Raw genomic sequence first — 19,192 nt, forward strand, 5'->3', positions numbered from 1 at the left:
AGATAGGATCACTTTTTTTACCATCCACAGAATTTTTTGGGTGCATGAAGCCATTCTTTTTTTCGTTTGAACAAAATCTGTAGCATAGGAGAGGAGCATGGCGTTAATTTATGCTATAATTAGTTCATAACTAATTTTAGAATAGGAAGAGGATTCGGATGGACATAAGGTTGTGTTTGCATGCTTAATGGAGATTTTTCTGTACTTAGCATCGTGAAAATTGCTTTAGATATAACGATTATATGGTATGTTTTATATAAATTACTTATGCTGATTAGAGGGACAAAGGCCATACAGCTGTTAAATGGTATATTCGTGGTAATTGCCATCTATTTATTAAGTGTGGTGCTTGACTTAAGTACAGTGAGGGCACTGATGAGTCAAGTGATTGTATGGGGGCCTGTAGCCATTATTGTCTTATTCCAACCAGAATTAAGAAGAGCTCTTGAGCAATTAGGTAGAGGTAGTTTTTTCTCAAGAAACTCTACTTCTCAGGAAGAGTTAATGAACCAATCCATCCAAGCAATCACCGATTCCTGTGTCTATATGGCAAAAAGGCGAATAGGTGCGTTAATTACCATTGAAAGAGAGATTTCGTTAGGGGATTTTGTCTCAACTGGTATCCCCATAAACGGTAAATTAACGAATCAACTATTGACCAATATTTTCATACCTAACACTCCTCTTCATGATGGAGCAGTGATCATTAATCAGGATAAAATAGTGGCAGCGGCATGTTATTTGCCATTATCAGAAAGCCCCTTTATTTCAAAGGAGCTAGGGACAAGACACCGCGCAGCACTTGGAATCAGTGAAGTAACGGATTCTATCACGATTACGGTCTCAGAGGAAACTGGTAACATTTCCTGTACAAAAAACGGGGAGCTTCATCGAAATATTACAGTGGAGAAGCTAACAGAATTGCTGAAACTAGAGCTTGTGACGAAATTTAAAGCCTCTACAACGAAAGGTTGGAATTGGAGGGGTAAAAAAAATGAATAAATGGTTAGATAAGCCGTGGATGATACGAATAGTATCCTTGTTGTTAGCTGTTTTATTATTTGTCGTTGTTGCCTTTGACGAGAACGTATATGATGATAATGACGGATTTGATTCTTATTTTGGGACAACGAATGAAACCCAGACATTAGAGGATATCCCTGTTAGAATTATTCTGGATGAAGAAGAATATGTGGTTGGCGGTGTACCGGAAACGGTAAAAGTAACGCTTCAAGGCTCAGCTAGTAAGGTGACATCGATTGCCACAAGGAAGAACTTCGATGTTTTTGTAGACTTAGAAGGTCTAGGTACGGGCACACACACGGTACCGCTTGAATATTCGGGTATAGATGAGGATTTAAATGTGTATGTCGAGCCTAAAGAAGTGGAGGTTTCGATTGAGGAGCGAGCAACGGAGGAATTCTCTGTGAATATAGATGTTGTGAACAAGGATCAAATAGAAGCAGGTTATGAGGTAGTGAATGTTTCATCAGATCCTGGACAAATCGTTGTGACAAGCTCGAAAAGTATTGTAGATAATATTGCAATCATCAAAGGATTTGTCGATGTTGCAGGAGCAAGTGAATCCTTTAGCGTTGATGATGTACCAGTAAAGGTCTATGATAATCAAGGTAATGAGTTGAATGTTCGAATAGATCCTCCGACAGTTGATGTAGAGGTAGAATTAGCTAGTCCGAATAAAACCGTTCCAATTTCAATGGAAACAGAAAACGAGCTTCCAGAAGGGATAAACCTTGTTTCTATGGAATTAGAAACAGAAGAGGTGCAAGTATTTGCTGCAGAAGATTACTTAGCAACATTAGAGCAAATTAGCACTCAACCAATTGATCTAAGTAAAATAACGGAAAGTGGAACGGTAGAAGTGAATTTGAACGTCCCTTCTGAAGTAAGAAAAGTAAATACAACAACAGTAAATGCGAATATAGAGGTAGAGAAGGTGGAAGAGCAAGTAATAGAAGATGTACCGATTGAGATAGAAGGAGAGCCAGAGGATACAGAAGTAGCCTTTACGAATCCTGCTTCAGGTACAATGAATGTTACCGTAAGTGGCTTTCCTTCTGTTCTATCTGAAATAACCCCAAGTGACCTTCGATTATTTGTGACAATGGAGGGACAAGAGGAGGGGGAATTCACGTTACCGATCCGTGCTGAATTACCCGACGATATAGCAGATGATGCAGAGATTGAACTTTCGATAAATGAGGCAACATTAACAACCGAACCTTAGTCTATATATATGCACAAACGGAAGAAAATATAAAGGAGCGTATTATAAAATGGGAAAATATTTTGGTACAGATGGTGTCCGAGGAGTGGCAAATAAAGAATTAACGCCAGAGCTAGCCTTTAAACTCGGGCGCTACGGTGGGTATATCTTAACAAAGGAAACATCTAATCCTAAGGTGTTAATTGGGCGTGACACACGTATTTCCGGACATATGCTAGAAGGTGCTTTGGCTGCAGGGCTTTTATCCATAGGAGCAGAGGTCATGAGACTTGGTGTGATCTCTACACCGGGAGTAGCCTATTTATCGAAGGCAATGGATGCACAAGCAGGTGTAATGATTTCTGCCTCTCATAATCCGGTAGCCGATAATGGCATTAAGTTTTTTGGTTCAGATGGATTTAAGCTATCAGATGAACAGGAAGCGGAGATAGAAGCGTTGTTAGACCAGGAGGAGGACAACCTACCACGTCCGATAGGCAGTGAGATTGGTCAAATTAATGATTATTTCGAAGGTGGCCAGAAGTATCTCCAATTCTTAAAAGAAACAGTAGATAATGAATTTGATGGTATACATATTGCGCTTGATTGTGCCCATGGTGCCACATCAAGCTTAGCAACCCATCTATTTGCAGACCTAGAAGCAGATGTTTCTACGATTGGATCCTCACCGAATGGCTTGAATATTAATGATGGAATTGGATCAACGCATCCGGAGAAACTTCAGGCACTAGTAGTAGAGAAAGGTGCTGATATTGGTCTCGCATTTGATGGGGATGGAGATCGTTTAATTGCTGTGGACGAAAAAGGTAATATTGTTGATGGTGACCAAATTATGTTTATCATCGGAAAATATTTAAATGGCAAAGGACTACTCCGTCAATCGACGGTTGTGTCTACCGTAATGAGTAATATCGGCTTCTATAAGGCCTTAGAATCCCATAATATGAAAAGCAATAAAACAGCTGTTGGGGACCGTTATGTCATGGAAGAAATGCGTCAAGGGGACTTCAACCTTGGTGGAGAGCAATCAGGACATATTATCTTCTTAGATCATACCACAACAGGAGATGGTATGCTTTCAGGTCTTCAATTAGTGAATGTGATGAAGGAAACAGGTCTCACTTTATCTGAATTAGCCAGTGAAATGGAGAAGTTTCCACAAGTATTGAAGAATGTTCGCGTCGTGAATAAAAATGAAGTAATGACAAATCCTGTCATCTTAGAGGCAATTGAAAAGGTCGAAAAGGAAATGGGTACACAAGGAAGAGTGCTCGTTCGTCCATCTGGAACAGAGCCATTAGTGCGTGTCATGGTAGAGGCGCCAACTCTTGAGGATTGTAATCGATATGTAGATGAAGTTGTCAAAGTAATCGAACAGGTAATGGGCAGAGATTAAGTGGAGAAGGAAGGCCTGATCGTGAAAAAATGACCGAAAAGGCCTTCTTAACGGTACAATAAATGCTAGATTTGCATATGATTTAATAAATGATTAGTTTTATGGTTGCTAAGAAATATGTTTTCAAGTAAAATGGAAAAGTCATCGTTTTTAGTCAAGAATGGAAAGGAGCATAGTAGAGACATTTTTTATAAAGCGCCAGGGCTATAGGTAGCTATAGCTGACGAGGTGGAGGTTTATCGAAGTAGATCGGCGGATGCCTCCCGGTTGTCCATCTCAACCGAGAAGTTTTTATCGAAAACAAGAAGGCGACTTTTTGTACAAAAATAAAAACAAGATGAACAACTAACTATACACGAGAAAGGGGCAACAAGCGCCCCTGATGCAAATAGGTTTATGGTCGTTTGTATGCCCCTTCTGACTTAGAGGAGGAAACAACGATATGTGTGGTATTGTAGGTTATATTGGTGGAAATGATTCAAAGGATATTTTATTAAATGGTTTAGAGAAATTAGAATATAGAGGCTATGATTCAGCTGGAATTGCTGTACTAAATGATTCTGGTATGAACATCTTTAAAGTAAAGGGTCGTATTGCAGCTTTACGTGAAAAAGTGGACACCTCTGTTCAAGGATCTATTGGTATTGGTCATACTCGTTGGGCTACCCATGGGGAACCAAGTGAGGATAATGCCCATCCACATCAAAGTGCAAGTGCGCAATTTACTTTAGTTCATAATGGTGTGATCGAGAACTATTATGAAATTCGTGATGAGTATCTACAAAATGTAGAGCTAAAAAGTGAAACAGATACGGAAATTGTCGTTCAATTAATTGAGCAGCTTTATTTGAATACAAATGATGTATTAGAAGCTTTTCGTCAAGCACTGACTTTATTAAAGGGTTCTTATGCGATTGGATTAATCGATAACCAAAACCCTAACCTTATTTATGTGGCGAAAAATAAAAGCCCATTACTTGTTGGCTTAGGGGATGATTTTAATGTAGTAGCTAGTGATGCAATGGCTACATTAAAGGAAACCAATCGCTATGTCGAAATTGAAGATAAAGAAATCGTGCTTGTACAAAAAGATCGAGTGGAAATCCAAAAGCTTGATGGTACAGTTGTTGAACGTGAGGCATATGTAGCGGAAATTGACGCTGCTGATACAGAAAAAGGGACATATCCTCACTTTATGCTGAAAGAAATTGATGAACAACCGATCGTTATTCGCAAAATCATTCAAGAATACCAAGGGGAAGATGATACACTCCGTTTGGATGATAATATTAGAGAAGCAATGAAAAAAGCGGATCGTATCTATATTATTGCTGCAGGAACGAGCTATCATGCAGGTCTAGTTGGAAAGCAGTTTATTGAAAGATTAGCAGATATTCCTGTAGAAGTGCATATTGCAAGTGAGTTCTCTTATAATATGCCACTTTTATCTGAAAAACCATTATTTATTTTCATTTCTCAAAGTGGAGAAACAGCGGACAGTCGTGCTGTATTAGTCCAAACAAAAGCGTTAGGACATCCAGCTCTTACGATTACAAATGTTCCTGGTTCCACCCTTTCTCGTGAAGCAGATTATACGTTGCATTTACATGCAGGGCCAGAAATTGCAGTTGCTTCTACCAAAGCATACACGGCACAAATTGCTGTATTAGCTATTTTGGCTGTAGATACAGCGAGAGCTAAAGGTAATGGCTTAGAGTTTGATCCATTACAAGAACTAGGTATTGTCGCAAGTGCAATGGAAACATTAACTGATCAAAAGGAAGAATTTGAGCGAATTGCAAAAGAGATGTTCGAAACAACTCGCAACGCATTCTTCATTGGTCGTGGAATGGACTACTTTGTTGTCCAAGAAGCAGCCCTTAAGTTAAAAGAAATCTCTTATATCCAAGCAGAAGGCTTTGCCGGTGGGGAGTTAAAGCATGGTACCATTGCTCTAATTGAGGAGGGTACACCTGTGATTGCCATTTCAACACAAGAAAATGTCAATCTCTCTATCCGTGGAAACGTACAAGAAGTAGCTGCACGTGGAGCTAACACATGTGTTGTTAGTATGAAAGGATTGGAAAAGGATAGCGATACTTTCGTGTTACCACAGGTACATGATCTACTAACACCACTTGTAAGTGTCGTTCCAATGCAATTACTTTCTTACTATGCAGCATTGCATCGTGATTGTGATGTGGATAAACCACGTAACCTTGCGAAGTCTGTTACGGTGGAGTAATAGGGGATTCGGAAAAAGATAAAATTGTAGCATGAAAAAAGTTCAATACTGAAATGTCTTTTTTTGGTAAAAATATTCAAACGTTTAGATTAAAGATTTAGAAAAAATTGTAAATATCCAATTATTTATCTCACCCTCTGCGTTTAACATAGAAGCAGAGGGTTTTTTTATGTTGTAGTTACCATTAAAAGAAACTATTGAAGGATACATTTGGACATGTTCAATAGAAGCGGTAATCAAATTGATAGCAATCGGTCTATTAATCCTGAATTTATAAAAGAGGTAAGAAAGGTGACAAATATATATCGTAGAACATATAAACACTTATGTATTTGCTACAACAAACACTAATCACAACAAGACTATTGTAAATAAATGCTTTAAAAATGGGAGTAGAACCAGTTCGAAGAGATATTTATATATCAAGCTTCAAGAACCAATTATGCATTTAACGAAGAGTACAGGGTGTTATAATATGAAGAGATATAAGATGAAAAATAGCTACTGTTTAGGTAGCTATTTTAAATTAAGACATACAATATTTAACTTTTATTTCAGGTGACTTCGTAACAGAATGTACGAATGTACATGAAGTAAAGGGAGGTTTGTGGAAGAAGATTTGAAGTTGGAATTATATTAGTTGCAATGATGTAAGAATAATGTTGTTGATAACAATATCAGCAAGTTATTACATGAAAAAATAAAAGAGGAAAAAATAACAGAGATAAATGTATCACTGAAATCTTTTCTTTTTTATTTTAAAGGTGAATGTTTCTTGTCAATCTAATGTCTTTCATTGTTTGTAGTCCTGGTTTTACTTCCAGCGCAACTATTTTGGTAGTGTTAATAATGATGGAAGCTGTTGCTGAATCGCCGAAAATACCACCTGGAATTACAAGTCTTTGCTTCATGTCTCCATCGATTTCTATAGCATCTTCTGATTCGTTGACCGAAGTTGCCATAACTAGGTCAAGCTCAATGTTTCTTCCATCTTTTGTAGAAGCCTTGGACACTTGGTGAAGACCAATTACTTCTCCGGCTTTCACGTCAAAATGAGGTAATGAAAGCGGCTGGTCTGTCACTTTTGGATTGATAGAATTCTTTACACTTTCGAGATCGAAGTCAAGGCCAGCTGCAAGGAGACGGAGTGATTCTTCAAGACCAACATGGCCGATTTTTCCTTCTGTAGCAAGATTATTAAATTCTTCCTCTGTCATTCCAACGCCTACTTTTTTCTGTAAAGGAAGGCGGCGCTTTTTCACGTCAACACGACGAGTTACGCGTATAGATGAGATATCGCTCAGAACAGAAGTTAAGCTTAATACGAGTGTATCCATGACATACCCCGGGTTAACGCCTGTTCCGATTACAGTTACCCCTTTTTCAGATGCATAGGTATCAATTTCTTTTGACAATTTCGGATAACGGTGCCATGGATAAGAAAGTTGTTCGCAAGTGGAAACAACTGAATAACCGTTATCCACTAATTCTTTGATTTGTGGCCTAACTGTTTGCAAGTTTGAACCAGTGGCATGAATCGCAATATGTGGATAATCACCTTGTATTTCTACTTCTTTAATAGAAGAAACAACCCGTATGCCTCGCTGTTCTAATCCGGTTAGTTCACCGATATCTTTTCCAATCTTAGCAGGATCGATATCAACGGCTCCAATTACTTTTCCACGCAAATGCTCTTCACACTTTTTTAAAATTTCCATTCCGATTGGTCCAAGACCATATACTACTATTTTAAAGTCTTTTAACGCTTTACCCATTTTTTCTTCCCCCTCGTTCTTAGTATAAGGAAATCTTAACAAACCAGTATTCTATTTAGAAATACTGGTTTGTTATAAATTAATAAGGAAGAGTTATAAATCAAGCTAAAATAATTCCTTTTCTTATAAATTACTTTTTAGTTTGGAGAGAATCTCCAACATATATTTCGTGTTTTTCCTGATATAAGGGCTTTCTTCCCAGACAGCAGAGATAGAGCTTTCTAGTTGATTACCTTCTAAACCCAAACATATAATCCTTTTAGAATCGATTAGCTGATACATATCCATGGGCATTAATGTAACAACGAAATTGTTCGAAACAAGATTCGAAATTGTTAGCAACTCGGAACCGCTACAAATTGTTTTTGGTGTAAATCCCGCTTCTTCACAGGCAGTTTGAAGCAAATCATGAAGAGCTGGTGACTGATCCGAATCGTAATGTAAAAAGAAATCATCTTTCAGCTCTTTCAAATGAATCTTTTGTTGTGAAGCAAGCTTATGATTAGCAGACACAACTGCCACAAGTGGAGACCTATTAAGCTCCAAATGCTCCACTTCCATTTGATTGAGCGAATGGAAGTTGTCCTGCGTTCGTATGAAACCAATATGATATTCTCTACTTTTGATAAGTTCAGTCGCATGCGCGGAAGTCGTCTCTTTAATGTTGAATTCGATGTCTGAAAATTGTTCATGAAGATTTTTCATGATTTTAGGCAAATATAGGCTGGCCGCTGATGGGATGGTCGCTATTTTTACAAGAAACGGCATTTGAGTTGTGTTCATAACATTCGAGACTGTGTTTTCAATTTGGTCAAAGGAAGGGGCCACTTTTTCTAACAAATATTTACCTTCCTCAGTTAGCTCTACACTTCTCGTGGTACGATAAAGAAGCTTTACTCCAAGCTGTTTCTCAAGAATATAAATTTGTTGGCTAATTCCGGGTTGGGAGACATGAAGGTTCCTTGATGCCTCTGTAAAATTTAACGTGTTGGCAACTTCAACAAAATAACGAAGAGATAGTAAATTCATCGTTACACCTCAATTTTTAAGGATTAATTACATGTTATTATAACAGGTTCTGATGCGGGAAATTTCAGCTCAAGTTCAGGGTTAACGTACTGGCGAAAAGGTTAAAAAAATACCAACTTTGGGATTTGGGATATTTGTTAGGAACGCTTGTTTAGAACTTTACAAACTTTCTTTTCGTGTTCATCTCAACGATTGAACTTCTTCCTTATTCTTTAAGACCATAATGTTCTAACATCCAAATAAATAAACAGCAACACACATATCTGAAAATAGAATAATATATCGCTAATTTTACAATATCGCTGGAAGTCCTACTATAGCCACAAAAGTATGGATAAGAAGGCAAGACATTTGCTAGATCACTTGAAGAAGTAGCAACATCATATCATTAAGGAATATCAATTAGAGATACGACAGTATCTTTAGAGGAATACAACTTATAGATATTGATTTAATTGATATGATGCACAAAATCTATATTTGTTCTTCAACAATCGAATTGTTGAAGAAGAGAAGGAAACTATGCATTATCCAACACCCATTTTTCCCAATTATGGTAAATGTTGTACTTAGAGTAAGATTGCGTTAGCTCAATAACTCAAAAATTTAAAGTAGCCAAAATATGTCTTGTTTGCTTTATTAATGCATATTTTGGCTTGGTTATTCCTTAAAATCTAGGAGCTTGATTTGCGAATATCTAGTTGGTCAGAAGCTGCACCTTAATTTACATAAGGATACGCTAGCTTTCCAGTAAAGCGTGCCAGTTAATTCAACAGAAGATTTTTCATCCTATTAAGCGGTCACAGCTTTGACCTCTGCAACTCTGTACTTAGACAAACGGTTTCTTTATTTAACAAGTAAATATAGTCCATATGGTTTTAAAGTTGTATAATTGGTAAATAAGTAGGAAAAGAGTATAGAACATTTTTTTAAACCTTTAAAATAGTATAAACAGATAATAGGACCCCTATCTGCCAATAAGCTTCTAGTCCAAAGGTCATAAAAATAAATCGGTAAGACGATAAAAAGCATAGCATCTCCTAACCCACATACTGCAGTAATAAGAGGAACAATTATGACAGGCGTTTTATTGTTTGCTGTTACATCTTTCTCACTCATTCTTAACAGAATTTAAAAACTTCTTTAAATGTTTGATAACAAATTTAGCATCAGGGCCGACACCTCTCAGTGTGGCTGAAGCATGACTTCTTTGCCAATGCAAACCAACAAAATATAAGCCATCTATATTGCTACTAATACCACCTTTTTGAAGCGGACTCCCTTTTTTATTTACAGTTTTCAAAGACTCCAAATAGTCAAATCTAGGTTTATATCCAGTAGCAAATATCACTGTATCCACATATTCCTTCAGCCCATCCGACCAAACCACTCCGTCTTTTGTAAAACGTGTGAACATATTTCTTTGATCCGGGTTATGGTTTTCTTCAATAGCTTTTTTAAAACCACCTAAATCAATAACGGGTTCCTTATCATTCACATTACGCCAAAGACCTATTGGAAATGTGTCATATCCAATCAAACGTCCCCAAAAATGACCATCTTTCCCTAAAAGCCTCTGTGGTATATATTTGATTGGCGTTCGAGTAGCGATACTAACATTTGCCACTTGTGCTAGTTCTACTGCAATCTGTACTGCAGAATTTCTACCTCCAACGACAACAACCCTTTCATCTTTGAAAGTATTAGCCTCTCGGTACTGAAATGAATGCATTAACTTCCCTTCAAACGTACTCATATTGTCAATATTAGGAATGTGCGGATTATTAAATGAACCAGTTGCACAAATTACTGCTCTCGCCTTATATAATTTTTGATCAACTGTTTTCAATGAAAAAAAATGATTACTTTTCTTAATTTTCTCTACTTTTTTCCTCGTTTGAACGTTTAGGTTAAAATAATTACGATAATCGTTCAAATATTGAATGACTGCATCTTTATTAGGATAGGAATCGCACCCTCCATCTATGTCTAATCCTGGTAATGAAGAATATTGAGCTGGAGAAAACAAAACTAAGTGATTATAGTATTTTGGCCAGGAGCCAGCAGTTTGTTCACTAGCTTCTAATATGACATAATCTAGGTTTGATTTTTGAAGGTGATACCCGGCAGCTAAACCAGCTTGCCCGGCTCCAATAATAACTACATCATACATAACAAATCCCCCTTAAAAGTTTATGAAACTTGCACTGCCTGGCACCATAATTGGACCAGGCAAATGCATGCAGATTATTATTTTGTTTTTTGATGTGAAGTATTTTTGTTAGATATTTCTTCAATTTTTACATCGCAACAACCACTCTTAGATGGCTTTAATCCACTCCACAATTTTTTGATTGTTGACTCTTTTTTTGTTTTCATTTTCCAACACCCCCTTTCAAATTGGAATTTTTTAAAAAGAGATTTGAACTAGAACTCCAGTTGTGATAGCTAAAGTTAAAATGGAGACAACAAATGCAAACAATAATTTTAATTTAAAAAGCTTCCCTAACAAAAAAACTTCAGGAATACTTGCTCCAGCACCTCCAATAATAAGTGCAACGACTGCCCCTACTCCCATCCCCTGATTAACCAACGCCCCACTAATTGGAAGTAAAGTTTCCGCTCGAATGTACAGAGGAATACCAATTACAGCTGATATGGGGATGGTCCATATGTTCTGATTCCCCACATAAGTAGAAATAATTGTTTTTGGCACATAACCATAAATCAAAGTCCCAATTAATACACCAATAAATAAATAAGGAAGAACGGAAAGGAAGAACCCCCACGCATCTTTAATTGCTAGCTTCCATATAGCAGTAGAACTTTTACGATGAACCGTTAAGTTTTTACGAACGGAGATGTTTTTGATTTGATGTTCCAAATTAATTAAGTTCCACAACATACCAATTAACATGGACGCGATGACCATGGAGATAGTATAAATGAGAGCCATTTCCCATCCTATTAGAGTCCATATTAGTATAAGGATTACCGGATTAAGTAGTGGTGAAGCTATTAAAAATGACATAGATGGTCCAAATGGCGCTTTTGATGTAAGTAAACCAGCTAATATGGGGATAGTTGAACAAGAGCAAAATGGTGTCATAGCCCCCAAACCTGTTCCATACAAATATCCTTTCCACCCTTTTGGTCGATCTAAGATATCCTTGATTTTCTCCTCAGGAACGAGTTGTTGTAACCAACTCACTAAGAAACTGATACCCATAAAAAGTAGCGTTAATTCGGCAAATAATATAAAAAAGGATTTAATAAATTCCATAAAAATCATAAATTTCACACCTTCCCTTTTATGTAACAAAATGCAACTATTGCATTTTGCAAGTATTATATTTAGTTAAAGCCTCCTTATGAAAGCGGAGGCTTACAACAATAATCACTTTTGCACATTGCCTCAGTCAAAAGTTTTAACTCAGAAGTCATAGAGTGAATCTTTCCTTTTGGTAGATGGTTAAACAAATCAAGGACGTAATCATTCATCATGGTACTGATACTTCCTTCTAACGCTATTCCTTTTTCTGATAAACCTAACGTAACATACCGTCGATCGGTTGGGTGAGGTTTTCGTTCTACGTAACCTTTTTCAACCAGACCATGAATATGTCTGCTAGTAGTGCTGTTATCTAGTCCAAGTCTTTCTGCCAACTCATTCAATGATAATTGATGGTTATGATTAATTTCATAAAGAATATGACTCTGAATCATTGTTACCCCACAACATTGTGAGCTCTCCTTTTGTAGTAAACCAAATTGTCGAGCTAGTAAGACAAATAAATGACGCATTTCTTCAATACTTTGTTTATTTTCAATTTGTTTTTTCATATTCATCACCTGAGTTGAGTATATAACATTTAATTGCGTATTGCAACTATTGTAAAATTAATGTATTGATTTGAACAAGTGAAGGTCATCGGCTCAGAGAAATTAAAAGAAATAAAAAAGATTATCATTATTAAGACTTTGTAAGAACATTTGGGATTTGTTGAATTTGAATTGGCGATATCGACCTCCCAAAATTGGCAAAAGCAAAGTATGAACAGTTTAGCATTTGGTTTTCATAATTGCTTGTAGGAGGGATAAAAAAGGAAACGAAAGTGACATTTATTAAATACTCAAAGGCTCTTTTTAACTGCTTTATGTATGTGATTTTATCGTTAATTCAATTTTGAAGTCACAAATCAGTGCCTTATATTGTTATATAAGTAAGTAGAACGGAGGTGAGGAATAAATGAACTTCGTACTGTGGATTGCCACTGGATTACTCGCTTTAATAGCCTTAATCGGAGGTATCAGCAAGACATTCATTTCCAAAGAGAAGCTAGCTCAGTCCCCTGGCGGCGGATGGGTTTTAGATTTTAACGTTGTCTTTCTAAGGTTTCTTGGAATTCTTGAAATCTTGGCAGCATTAGGTTTAATCTTACCCGCTGTAGTTGACATCTTTCCAATCTTAGTGCCGGTGACTGCCGTTTGTTGGGTGTTATTGATGATCGGAGCGATAATTACCCACCTTCGCCACGGGGATGCCAAACCAGTGGTAGCAAATATAATCTATCTTTTGCTGGCAGTATTTATTGCATGGGGGCGTTTCGGTCCCATGTCCTTTTCAGGATAATATTATAGCGCACTATCTTCTGAGATAATATGGAAAAATTTATTCTTAACAAAGTGGCACTTTCTGCTAACTATTGAAAATTAACTTGAATGCCAAGAATATACATCATGATCATTGGATAAACGGTATACTAACTTTTGTATAAAGGACTCATTGGTTGACTGCACAATATTGCCAAACAACATTAATTTGGGAAAATATAAAGGAGTTGAGGATAGGTGAATGAACTGACTTGTATTATCATTGGAGGTGGCCATACAGGACTTGCTGCGCTAAAAGCGATAAAGTCTACCACCCAGTCTATGATGAATGGACGGAAGATTAGGTTTATTCTCTTGGACAGACAGTCTGGCCATGTGCGCAAAGTGATGATGTTCCGTCCAGCTGTTAGTGAGGAGGAGATTATGGTTCCTTGGACACATTATTTTTCAGAAGGGGTCGATTTCGTCCAAGGTACAGTTACGTCTGTGGATTATGAGAAAAAGCGAATTCGATATACGGATGTACAAGGAAACGGTATCCTAGTTCCTTATCACCTTTTAATCGTTGCAGTCGGTAGCATCGTTCGTCGACCGAATTCCAGTCAGGGCGGTATCGCCTTGACAGATCCACAAGCTGCGGCAAACATCCGAGAGTACTGGCGCCAAAATCTGTGGAAAGCTGTCGATGAGACGGTTCCTGAAAAACGAAAACGACTGATGACAATTGCGGTTGCAGGAGCGGGAATCAGTGGCATTGAGACATCCGCTGAGCTGGCGTTAGCCATGCGGAAGGAAGCATCGGCGTTAAGATTAAACCCGTCTGATATCGCTGTCTATTTGCTGAATGCAAAGGAATATTTGTTCCCTGAGGGACCATATAAGGTTGGAAGAAAATTGAACCTTATGCTTAGCGAATGTGGTGTGACTGTGTTACACAACTGTAAGGCGATAAGGGAGGAAGCGGGTGTAGTGAGGTTGAGTAATGGCGATAGTTTGGAAGTAGGCCAATGTATATGGACAATCGGTCTTATGCCGAATCCGATCCTTCGCAGTATGGGCTTGCCTCTTTCTCCTGATGGTCAGGTACTGGTAGATGAAAGTTATCGCGTCCAAGGGGTACCGGACGTATATAGCATTGGCGATTGTGCAAAAATAGTAGATCCGAGTACTAGTAAGTCTGATCAGATGACATGTAAAGAAGGTGGAATGCAGGCACGCAGATTGGGGGATATTGTGCTGGCTGACTTAGAGGGCCGTCCTGCGCCGATTCACAAATCCATGATGGATGTTTACGGGATTGGCTTAGGTAAAGATCGTGGGTTGGTGTGGACACGAAAATGGGGACTTGATATTATCATAACTGGAAAGCTTGCGTGGAAGCTCAAGAAGGTGTCATGGGATTCAGCTAGTTTTCTTTGATGAATTAGAAGCCATTAAAAAACAACTCGGAGAAGGAGAGGCAGGAATGGAGGAACTGTATAATCAATATGGAACACTGTTGTTCACGTTAGCATATCAATTGACAGGCTCTGCCGAAGATGCAGTGCAAGAGGTATTTGTTAAGGCATATGACATACATCCTGAAGGTTTAGAGGAACCTAAGGCTTATTTGTGTAAAATGGTAACAAACCACTGTCTCAATCTTCAAAAATCAGCACGAAAGAGGCGGGAAGTGTACGTAGGTCCATGGCTACCCGAACCAATTGGGACACCAGAGAAGGATACAATCGAAACAACAGTCATGAATCGAGAATTGCTGTCATACGCTATGCTCGTGTTATTGGAGAGGCTGACCCCGATAGAGCGAACTGTTTTTATACTGCGTGAAGCGCTGTGTTTTGATTATCCTAAAATAGCTAAAATTCTTGATAAGCAAGAGGCTAATTGCCGGAAGCTGATGAGCCGAGCGAAAAGCAAAATGGGAATTTTCTATGATGAGCAAGTAACGACCAAGATGGAAGATTTGGAATGGATTAACCGGTTCATCAAATCTCTTGAGCACGGGGATGTTGATATTGTGCTGTCTCTCCTAAGTGAAGATGTTATGCTTGTCTCTGACGGAGGCGGAAAAGTAACGTCCTTCAAGCACCCGATACAATCGCGCAATTATGTTGCTCGAATTCTAGCCAGCGCATTCGAAAGCATAAAGCCCTATTATCAGGAAAATCTTCAATTTGAAGTTGCTCCTGTGAACGGTGAGATGGGTATATTACTCCGTTCAAAGGACGAAACCGTTGCAACTATATTTGTAGAGCTTCGGGATGGAAAACTTACTAGAGTCTACATTGTACGAAACCCCGATAAACTTAAACGAGTTTAGATAACGAACATAGACCATGGGAAATTTTAAAGTTATTCTATAGCTTTAATAGAATAAATAAAAAGGAACTTCTAAAAATGGAAGTTCCCTTAACTTTGCGGTGTCATAGAGTTTAGAACCGCACCATCTTAAACATGGAAGAAGGAAAACTGGAAGATGGAGAAATCGTGTTTTTAAATAGTTTGACAGTTTCTTTTAGTTAATCTTCTACATTACTTACATTCAATTGAGTATAATGTTCAATCAGTAATTCACGAAATTGTTGTGCTGCAAGTGATAGATATCGATCATCTTTCCATGACAAATAATAAATTCTTTCAGAAATTGGATTCTTAATATGCACAACAGTTGTTAATTTGCTTTTTTCCACTAATGATTTAGGTACTATACTGATACCAAGTTTGGATGCAACTAAATTATTGATAATTTGATAATCATCGGTTTCACATATGATATTTGGTTTGAACCCAGCTTTAAGACACAAATTTTCTACTGTTTCTCGAAATGGCTGTTTCTTTTTAAAGCTTATAAATGGTTCTTTTGCAGCCTCACTCAATTCGAGCGTTGTCATACTAGCGAATCGATGAGTTTTCGGTACAACAAGAACGATATCTTCTCTTTGAATAGGAACATTATGATACCCTTTATAATCAATTGGATGACATGTTATACAAAAGTCAATCTCACCATTTACTAGTAAATTTTCTTTCTCCTCTTGGGAAGAAGCATGGGAAATGTCAAAATTGATATCTGGATATTTTTCGGTGAATTGATTAATCACATTAGGAAAATGGGGGATAAATGTCGTATCCAGTGATACTCTTCCTTGTTGTAATCCTGCTAAATCATCAACCTCTCTTCTTCCTTCCTCTAAAGCATTTAATGCAATATTTACTTTTTTTAAAAATGCTTCACCATACTGATTTAATCGAATTTGTCTTCCTTCACGATTAAAAAGCGGCACCCCAATATCTTTTTCCAATTTGGCAATTGTCTGACTTAATGCAGGTTGCGTTATATGAAGCTCTTGTGATGCTTTTGTCATATGTCTAATCTCTGCTACCTTTTGAAAGTATTTTAATTGAAGTAAATCCATTATTAAACTCCTCTCTAATTAATAACTAAATACTTATCAATATATAACTAAATATACATTTTTATTTATGATATATCAACTTTATACTGGAATTAAGCAAGAGGATTGGAGGTGACAGACAGTGCGGCATATGATTTCGCGTAAACAAAAAACACCAAAAAATATTCAAGAGAGACGTTTAATTCAACTAATTTGCATTATGATCCCTTTTTCAGCCATGAATATCATGATGTTCAATGTTGCATTATCTGATATATCTGAAGAGCTAAACGTTAGTTTAAGCTCAACAAGCTGGATCGTGACCATTTTCGGAATTGTTTATGCCATCGGAGCTTTAGTCTACGGTAAATTGGCAGATTTATTTGGTATTAGAACTCTTGCATTATTCGGAGTCATAATTTTTTCAATAGGTTCTGTTATTGGGCTTGTTTCGCAAGATTTTTACGTGTTAATTATAAGTCGGATGTTACAAGGTATTGGAGCATCATCTATTCCAACCTTATCGATGCTTATTCCAGTGCGATTCGTACAAAAGGAACGTCGAGGGCGAGCACTTGGAATAGTGGCGTCGACGTTAGCATTTTCAAGTGCGGTTGGACCTATTATTGGTGGATTTATTGTGGGTATTGGGCATTGGAAAGCACTATTTTTATTCTCATTAGCGATTGTTGTTACCTTACCCTTTGGTTACAAGTGGTTGCCTAAAGAGAATCTGAGAAAGGCAGAACAATTCAATTACACTGGTGTTGTTCTTCTCACTATTACAATAGTAAGTTTCATGCTTTCCATTACCTTACTCAACTTACTACTTTTACTGACAAGTATAGTTACATTACTTGTGTTTATAATCCAACAAAATAAATCATTAATACCATTGATTCCCTTAACATTATTTCGAAATCGCGATTATCGACGTGGACTGATCATGGGTGGAATTAATGCAGCGGTTAATTTTGGTGTTTTATTAATCACACCATTACTTTTTAGCCAGGCTTATCATTTGAATGAAACATGGGTTGGATTGCTACTTTTCCCTGGAGCTATTAGTGCAGCTTTTTTAGGTTATATTGGAGGAAAACTAATTGACTACAAAGGAAATCGGTTTGTGATGTCTTTTGCCATAAGCTTGATTAGTGTAGGCCTTATTGCTTTATCTACTATTTCTGGATATTCAATTATAGGTGTATCATTTTTCCTCATTTTCACAGGTGTGGGCTATATTTTTATGCAACCAACATTAGTAAACTGGGTTTCCAGCACACTTGAAAGTGATGAGTCAGGGATTGGAATGGGAGTGTATAGTTTAAATAACTTCTTATCTACAGCTATAAGTGGTGCAATAGCTTCTACAATGCTAGATCATATAAGTCAAGTTCCTATAAATCCTTTCGGAGCACATGGGATTTCAGGAGTATATAGTAATGTGTATTTCTTCTTGTTTATATTGACATTAATGAACTTAGTTTTGCTTTATCAGTGGATGTACCGTTTTCGAAACAAAGAAATTTGAAAGGAGGAGTTATACATGAGCAAACAAATGAAGGCAGCTGTGTTCAACCAATTTGGGGGTGCCGAGATAATGGAAATTAAACGGGTACCAGTACCGAATCTAGAAAAGAACCAAATTCGTATAAAAGTAATGGCAGCAGGGCTACAACCTGTGGATGTGAAAATTAGAAGTGGATTTTTTAAGGATATGGTTATCGACTCACCTCAGCTGCTCGGGAATGAGTTTTCAGGTATTGTAGTAGAGGTTGGATCCGATGTAATTTCTGTATCAAAAGGGGATCATGTGATTGGTTGGACAACACTTTCTGCTCATGCAGAGTACGTCGTAATTAATGCAAACCAAGTCGTCAAAAAACCAAGCCATATGAGTTGGGAAGAAGCAGGAGCACTTTCTGCTTCCGGTCAAACTGCACTTATGGCACTTGATGGCATTCATATTTCAAATGGAGATACATTACTCATTCACGCAGCTGCAGGTGGTGTTGGAACAATGGCTGTTCAACTTGCTAGATCGAGAGGAATAAAAGTAATTGGCACTTCGAGTGAAGCCAATCATGACTATTTGCGTAGGCTGGGTGCTATTCCAATCAAATATGGAGATGATTTAGTTGATAATGTAAAAAAGTTAGTCCCAGAAGGAGTAGATGCTGCACTTGACGCTGCGGGACCTGAAGCGTTATATGCTTCGATAAAATTAGTGTCATCGAATGATCGAATTATTACTACAGCTTCACGCCATCTTATCGAAAAAACAGGAGTGAAAACAGTTGTAGGTGAACGAACACAAGCGCGACTTTATCAATTAACACAATTAGTTGAAGAAGGACTACTTCAAGTCTATGTCCGAAAAGCTTTTGACCTTGAGGATGCGGTTGAAGCGCATCGGGAAGTGGAAACAGGGCATGGCCATGGCAAAGTCGTTTTTACGATAAATCAATAACTATCTTCTAAAGGAGGACA

16 protein-coding genes are annotated in these 19,192 nt (G+C 37.5%); 9 read left to right on the plus strand and 7 right to left on the minus strand.

Translation table 11 applies throughout. From position 1 onward, the window contains the following. The first annotated feature begins 180 nt into the window (after nucleotides 1-180). The 4 genes from cdaA to glmS all read left to right on the plus strand — a co-directional run bounded on the left by cdaA (nucleotide 181) and on the right by glmS (nucleotide 5,889). Complete coding sequence (cdaA, locus tag ACZ5R4_RS14570; RefSeq protein WP_109982974.1) at nucleotides 181-1,002, plus strand: diadenylate cyclase CdaA; 822 nt, start codon at nucleotides 181-183, stop codon at nucleotides 1,000-1,002. Continuing rightward, the gene (locus ACZ5R4_RS14575; protein WP_464367530.1) at nucleotides 995-2,248 is read left to right on the plus strand and encodes a CdaR family protein; all 1,254 of its coding nucleotides are present in this window, start codon (nucleotides 995-997) and stop codon (nucleotides 2,246-2,248) included. The genes cdaA and ACZ5R4_RS14575 overlap by 8 nt, the downstream gene beginning before the upstream one ends. A 49-nt stretch (nucleotides 2,249-2,297) precedes the next feature. Continuing rightward, on the plus strand, nucleotides 2,298-3,644 hold the full coding sequence (gene glmM / locus ACZ5R4_RS14580; protein WP_464367531.1) for a phosphoglucosamine mutase: 1,347 nt from the start codon (nucleotides 2,298-2,300) through the stop codon (nucleotides 3,642-3,644). A gap of 442 nt (nucleotides 3,645-4,086) precedes the next feature. Further along, nucleotides 4,087-5,889 (plus strand): glutamine--fructose-6-phosphate transaminase (isomerizing), encoded by a 1,803-nt coding sequence (gene glmS, locus ACZ5R4_RS14585; RefSeq protein ID WP_464367532.1) that lies wholly within the window; start codon nucleotides 4,087-4,089, stop codon nucleotides 5,887-5,889. 758 nt (nucleotides 5,890-6,647) lie between these two features. On the opposite strand, the gene ACZ5R4_RS14590 is transcribed toward glmS, so the two are convergent. The 6 genes from ACZ5R4_RS14590 to ACZ5R4_RS14615 all read right to left on the minus strand — a co-directional run bounded on the left by ACZ5R4_RS14590 (nucleotide 6,648) and on the right by ACZ5R4_RS14615 (nucleotide 12,536). Next, entirely contained in the window at nucleotides 6,648-7,664 is a 1,017-nt protein-coding gene (locus ACZ5R4_RS14590) for an NAD(P)H-dependent amine dehydrogenase family protein (RefSeq protein WP_109982960.1), read from the minus strand. A gap of 123 nt (nucleotides 7,665-7,787) precedes the next feature. Next, nucleotides 7,788-8,693 carry a LysR family transcriptional regulator gene (locus tag ACZ5R4_RS14595; protein ID WP_464367533.1) on the minus strand — a complete coding sequence of 302 codons (906 nt, stop codon included), beginning with the start codon at nucleotides 8,691-8,693 and terminating at the stop codon, nucleotides 7,788-7,790. 1,111 nt (nucleotides 8,694-9,804) lie between these two features. Beyond that, nucleotides 9,805-10,866, minus strand: coding sequence for a flavin-containing monooxygenase (locus ACZ5R4_RS14600; protein ID WP_109982958.1), 1,062 nt, complete (start codon nucleotides 10,864-10,866; stop codon nucleotides 9,805-9,807). 77 nt (nucleotides 10,867-10,943) lie between these two features. Next, nucleotides 10,944-11,072 carry a hypothetical protein gene (locus ACZ5R4_RS14605; RefSeq protein WP_281269885.1) on the minus strand — a complete coding sequence of 43 codons (129 nt, stop codon included), beginning with the start codon at nucleotides 11,070-11,072 and terminating at the stop codon, nucleotides 10,944-10,946. Nucleotides 11,073-11,103: 31 nt separating this feature from the next. Next, nucleotides 11,104-11,976, minus strand: coding sequence for a permease (locus tag ACZ5R4_RS14610; RefSeq protein WP_464367534.1), 873 nt, complete (start codon nucleotides 11,974-11,976; stop codon nucleotides 11,104-11,106). 86 nt (nucleotides 11,977-12,062) lie between these two features. Continuing rightward, nucleotides 12,063-12,536 carry a MarR family winged helix-turn-helix transcriptional regulator gene (locus tag ACZ5R4_RS14615; protein ID WP_181397406.1) on the minus strand — a complete coding sequence of 158 codons (474 nt, stop codon included), beginning with the start codon at nucleotides 12,534-12,536 and terminating at the stop codon, nucleotides 12,063-12,065. Nucleotides 12,537-12,942: 406 nt separating this feature from the next. Here ACZ5R4_RS14615 and ACZ5R4_RS14620 point away from each other — a divergent pair, with 406 nt between their 5' ends. The 3 genes from ACZ5R4_RS14620 to ACZ5R4_RS14630 all read left to right on the plus strand — a co-directional run bounded on the left by ACZ5R4_RS14620 (nucleotide 12,943) and on the right by ACZ5R4_RS14630 (nucleotide 15,627). Continuing rightward, nucleotides 12,943-13,326 (plus strand): DoxX family protein, encoded by a 384-nt coding sequence (locus ACZ5R4_RS14620; protein WP_464367535.1) that lies wholly within the window; start codon nucleotides 12,943-12,945, stop codon nucleotides 13,324-13,326. Between the two features lie 218 nt (nucleotides 13,327-13,544). Beyond that, nucleotides 13,545-14,726, plus strand: coding sequence for an NAD(P)/FAD-dependent oxidoreductase (locus ACZ5R4_RS14625; protein ID WP_464367536.1), 1,182 nt, complete (start codon nucleotides 13,545-13,547; stop codon nucleotides 14,724-14,726). A gap of 46 nt (nucleotides 14,727-14,772) precedes the next feature. After that, the gene (locus ACZ5R4_RS14630) at nucleotides 14,773-15,627 is read left to right on the plus strand and encodes a sigma-70 family RNA polymerase sigma factor (RefSeq protein ID WP_464368495.1); all 855 of its coding nucleotides are present in this window, start codon (nucleotides 14,773-14,775) and stop codon (nucleotides 15,625-15,627) included. Between the two features lie 199 nt (nucleotides 15,628-15,826). Here ACZ5R4_RS14630 and ACZ5R4_RS14635 read toward each other — a convergent pair whose 3' ends face one another. After that, on the minus strand, nucleotides 15,827-16,723 hold the full coding sequence (locus ACZ5R4_RS14635; protein WP_109982953.1) for a LysR family transcriptional regulator: 897 nt from the start codon (nucleotides 16,721-16,723) through the stop codon (nucleotides 15,827-15,829). Between the two features lie 130 nt (nucleotides 16,724-16,853). Between ACZ5R4_RS14635 and ACZ5R4_RS14640 the strand changes: the two genes are divergently transcribed. Further along, nucleotides 16,854-18,233, plus strand: coding sequence for an MFS transporter (locus ACZ5R4_RS14640; protein WP_464368496.1), 1,380 nt, complete (start codon nucleotides 16,854-16,856; stop codon nucleotides 18,231-18,233). 15 nt (nucleotides 18,234-18,248) lie between these two features. Next, a complete protein-coding gene (locus ACZ5R4_RS14645) occupies nucleotides 18,249-19,172 on the plus strand; it encodes an NADP-dependent oxidoreductase (RefSeq protein WP_245902227.1) in 924 nt (307 codons plus the stop codon). The last annotated feature ends 20 nt before the right edge of the window (nucleotides 19,173-19,192 follow it).

The organism is Gracilibacillus sp. JCM 18860 (assembly GCF_055395245.1).

Bases quoted from the DNA above. Each gene is read 5' to 3' on its own strand.
- ACZ5R4_RS14620 (WP_464367535.1), top strand. From the start codon at position 12,943: ATGAACTTCGTACTGTGGATTGCCACTGGATTACTCGCTTTAATAGCC.
- ACZ5R4_RS14595 (WP_464367533.1), bottom strand. From the start codon at position 8,693: ATGAATTTACTATCTCTTCGTTATTTTGTTGAAGTTGCCAACACGTTA.
- ACZ5R4_RS14640 (WP_464368496.1), top strand. From the start codon at position 16,854: ATGATTTCGCGTAAACAAAAAACACCAAAAAATATTCAAGAGAGACGT.
- ACZ5R4_RS14645 (WP_245902227.1), top strand. From the start codon at position 18,249: ATGAGCAAACAAATGAAGGCAGCTGTGTTCAACCAATTTGGGGGTGCC.
- ACZ5R4_RS14575 (WP_464367530.1), top strand. From the start codon at position 995: ATGAATAAATGGTTAGATAAGCCGTGGATGATACGAATAGTATCCTTG.
- ACZ5R4_RS14635 (WP_109982953.1), bottom strand. From the start codon at position 16,723: ATGGATTTACTTCAATTAAAATACTTTCAAAAGGTAGCAGAGATTAGA.
- ACZ5R4_RS14590 (WP_109982960.1), bottom strand. From the start codon at position 7,664: ATGGGTAAAGCGTTAAAAGACTTTAAAATAGTAGTATATGGTCTTGGA.
- ACZ5R4_RS14610 (WP_464367534.1), bottom strand. From the start codon at position 11,976: ATGGAATTTATTAAATCCTTTTTTATATTATTTGCCGAATTAACGCTA.
- ACZ5R4_RS14605 (WP_281269885.1), bottom strand. From the start codon at position 11,072: ATGAAAACAAAAAAAGAGTCAACAATCAAAAAATTGTGGAGTGGATTA.
- cdaA (WP_109982974.1), top strand. From the start codon at position 181: ATGCTTAATGGAGATTTTTCTGTACTTAGCATCGTGAAAATTGCTTTA.
- ACZ5R4_RS14600 (WP_109982958.1), bottom strand. From the start codon at position 10,866: ATGTATGATGTAGTTATTATTGGAGCCGGGCAAGCTGGTTTAGCTGCC.
- ACZ5R4_RS14615 (WP_181397406.1), bottom strand. From the start codon at position 12,536: ATGAAAAAACAAATTGAAAATAAACAAAGTATTGAAGAAATGCGTCAT.
- ACZ5R4_RS14630 (WP_464368495.1), top strand. From the start codon at position 14,773: ATGGAGGAACTGTATAATCAATATGGAACACTGTTGTTCACGTTAGCA.
- glmM (WP_464367531.1), top strand. From the start codon at position 2,298: ATGGGAAAATATTTTGGTACAGATGGTGTCCGAGGAGTGGCAAATAAA.
- glmS (WP_464367532.1), top strand. From the start codon at position 4,087: ATGTGTGGTATTGTAGGTTATATTGGTGGAAATGATTCAAAGGATATT.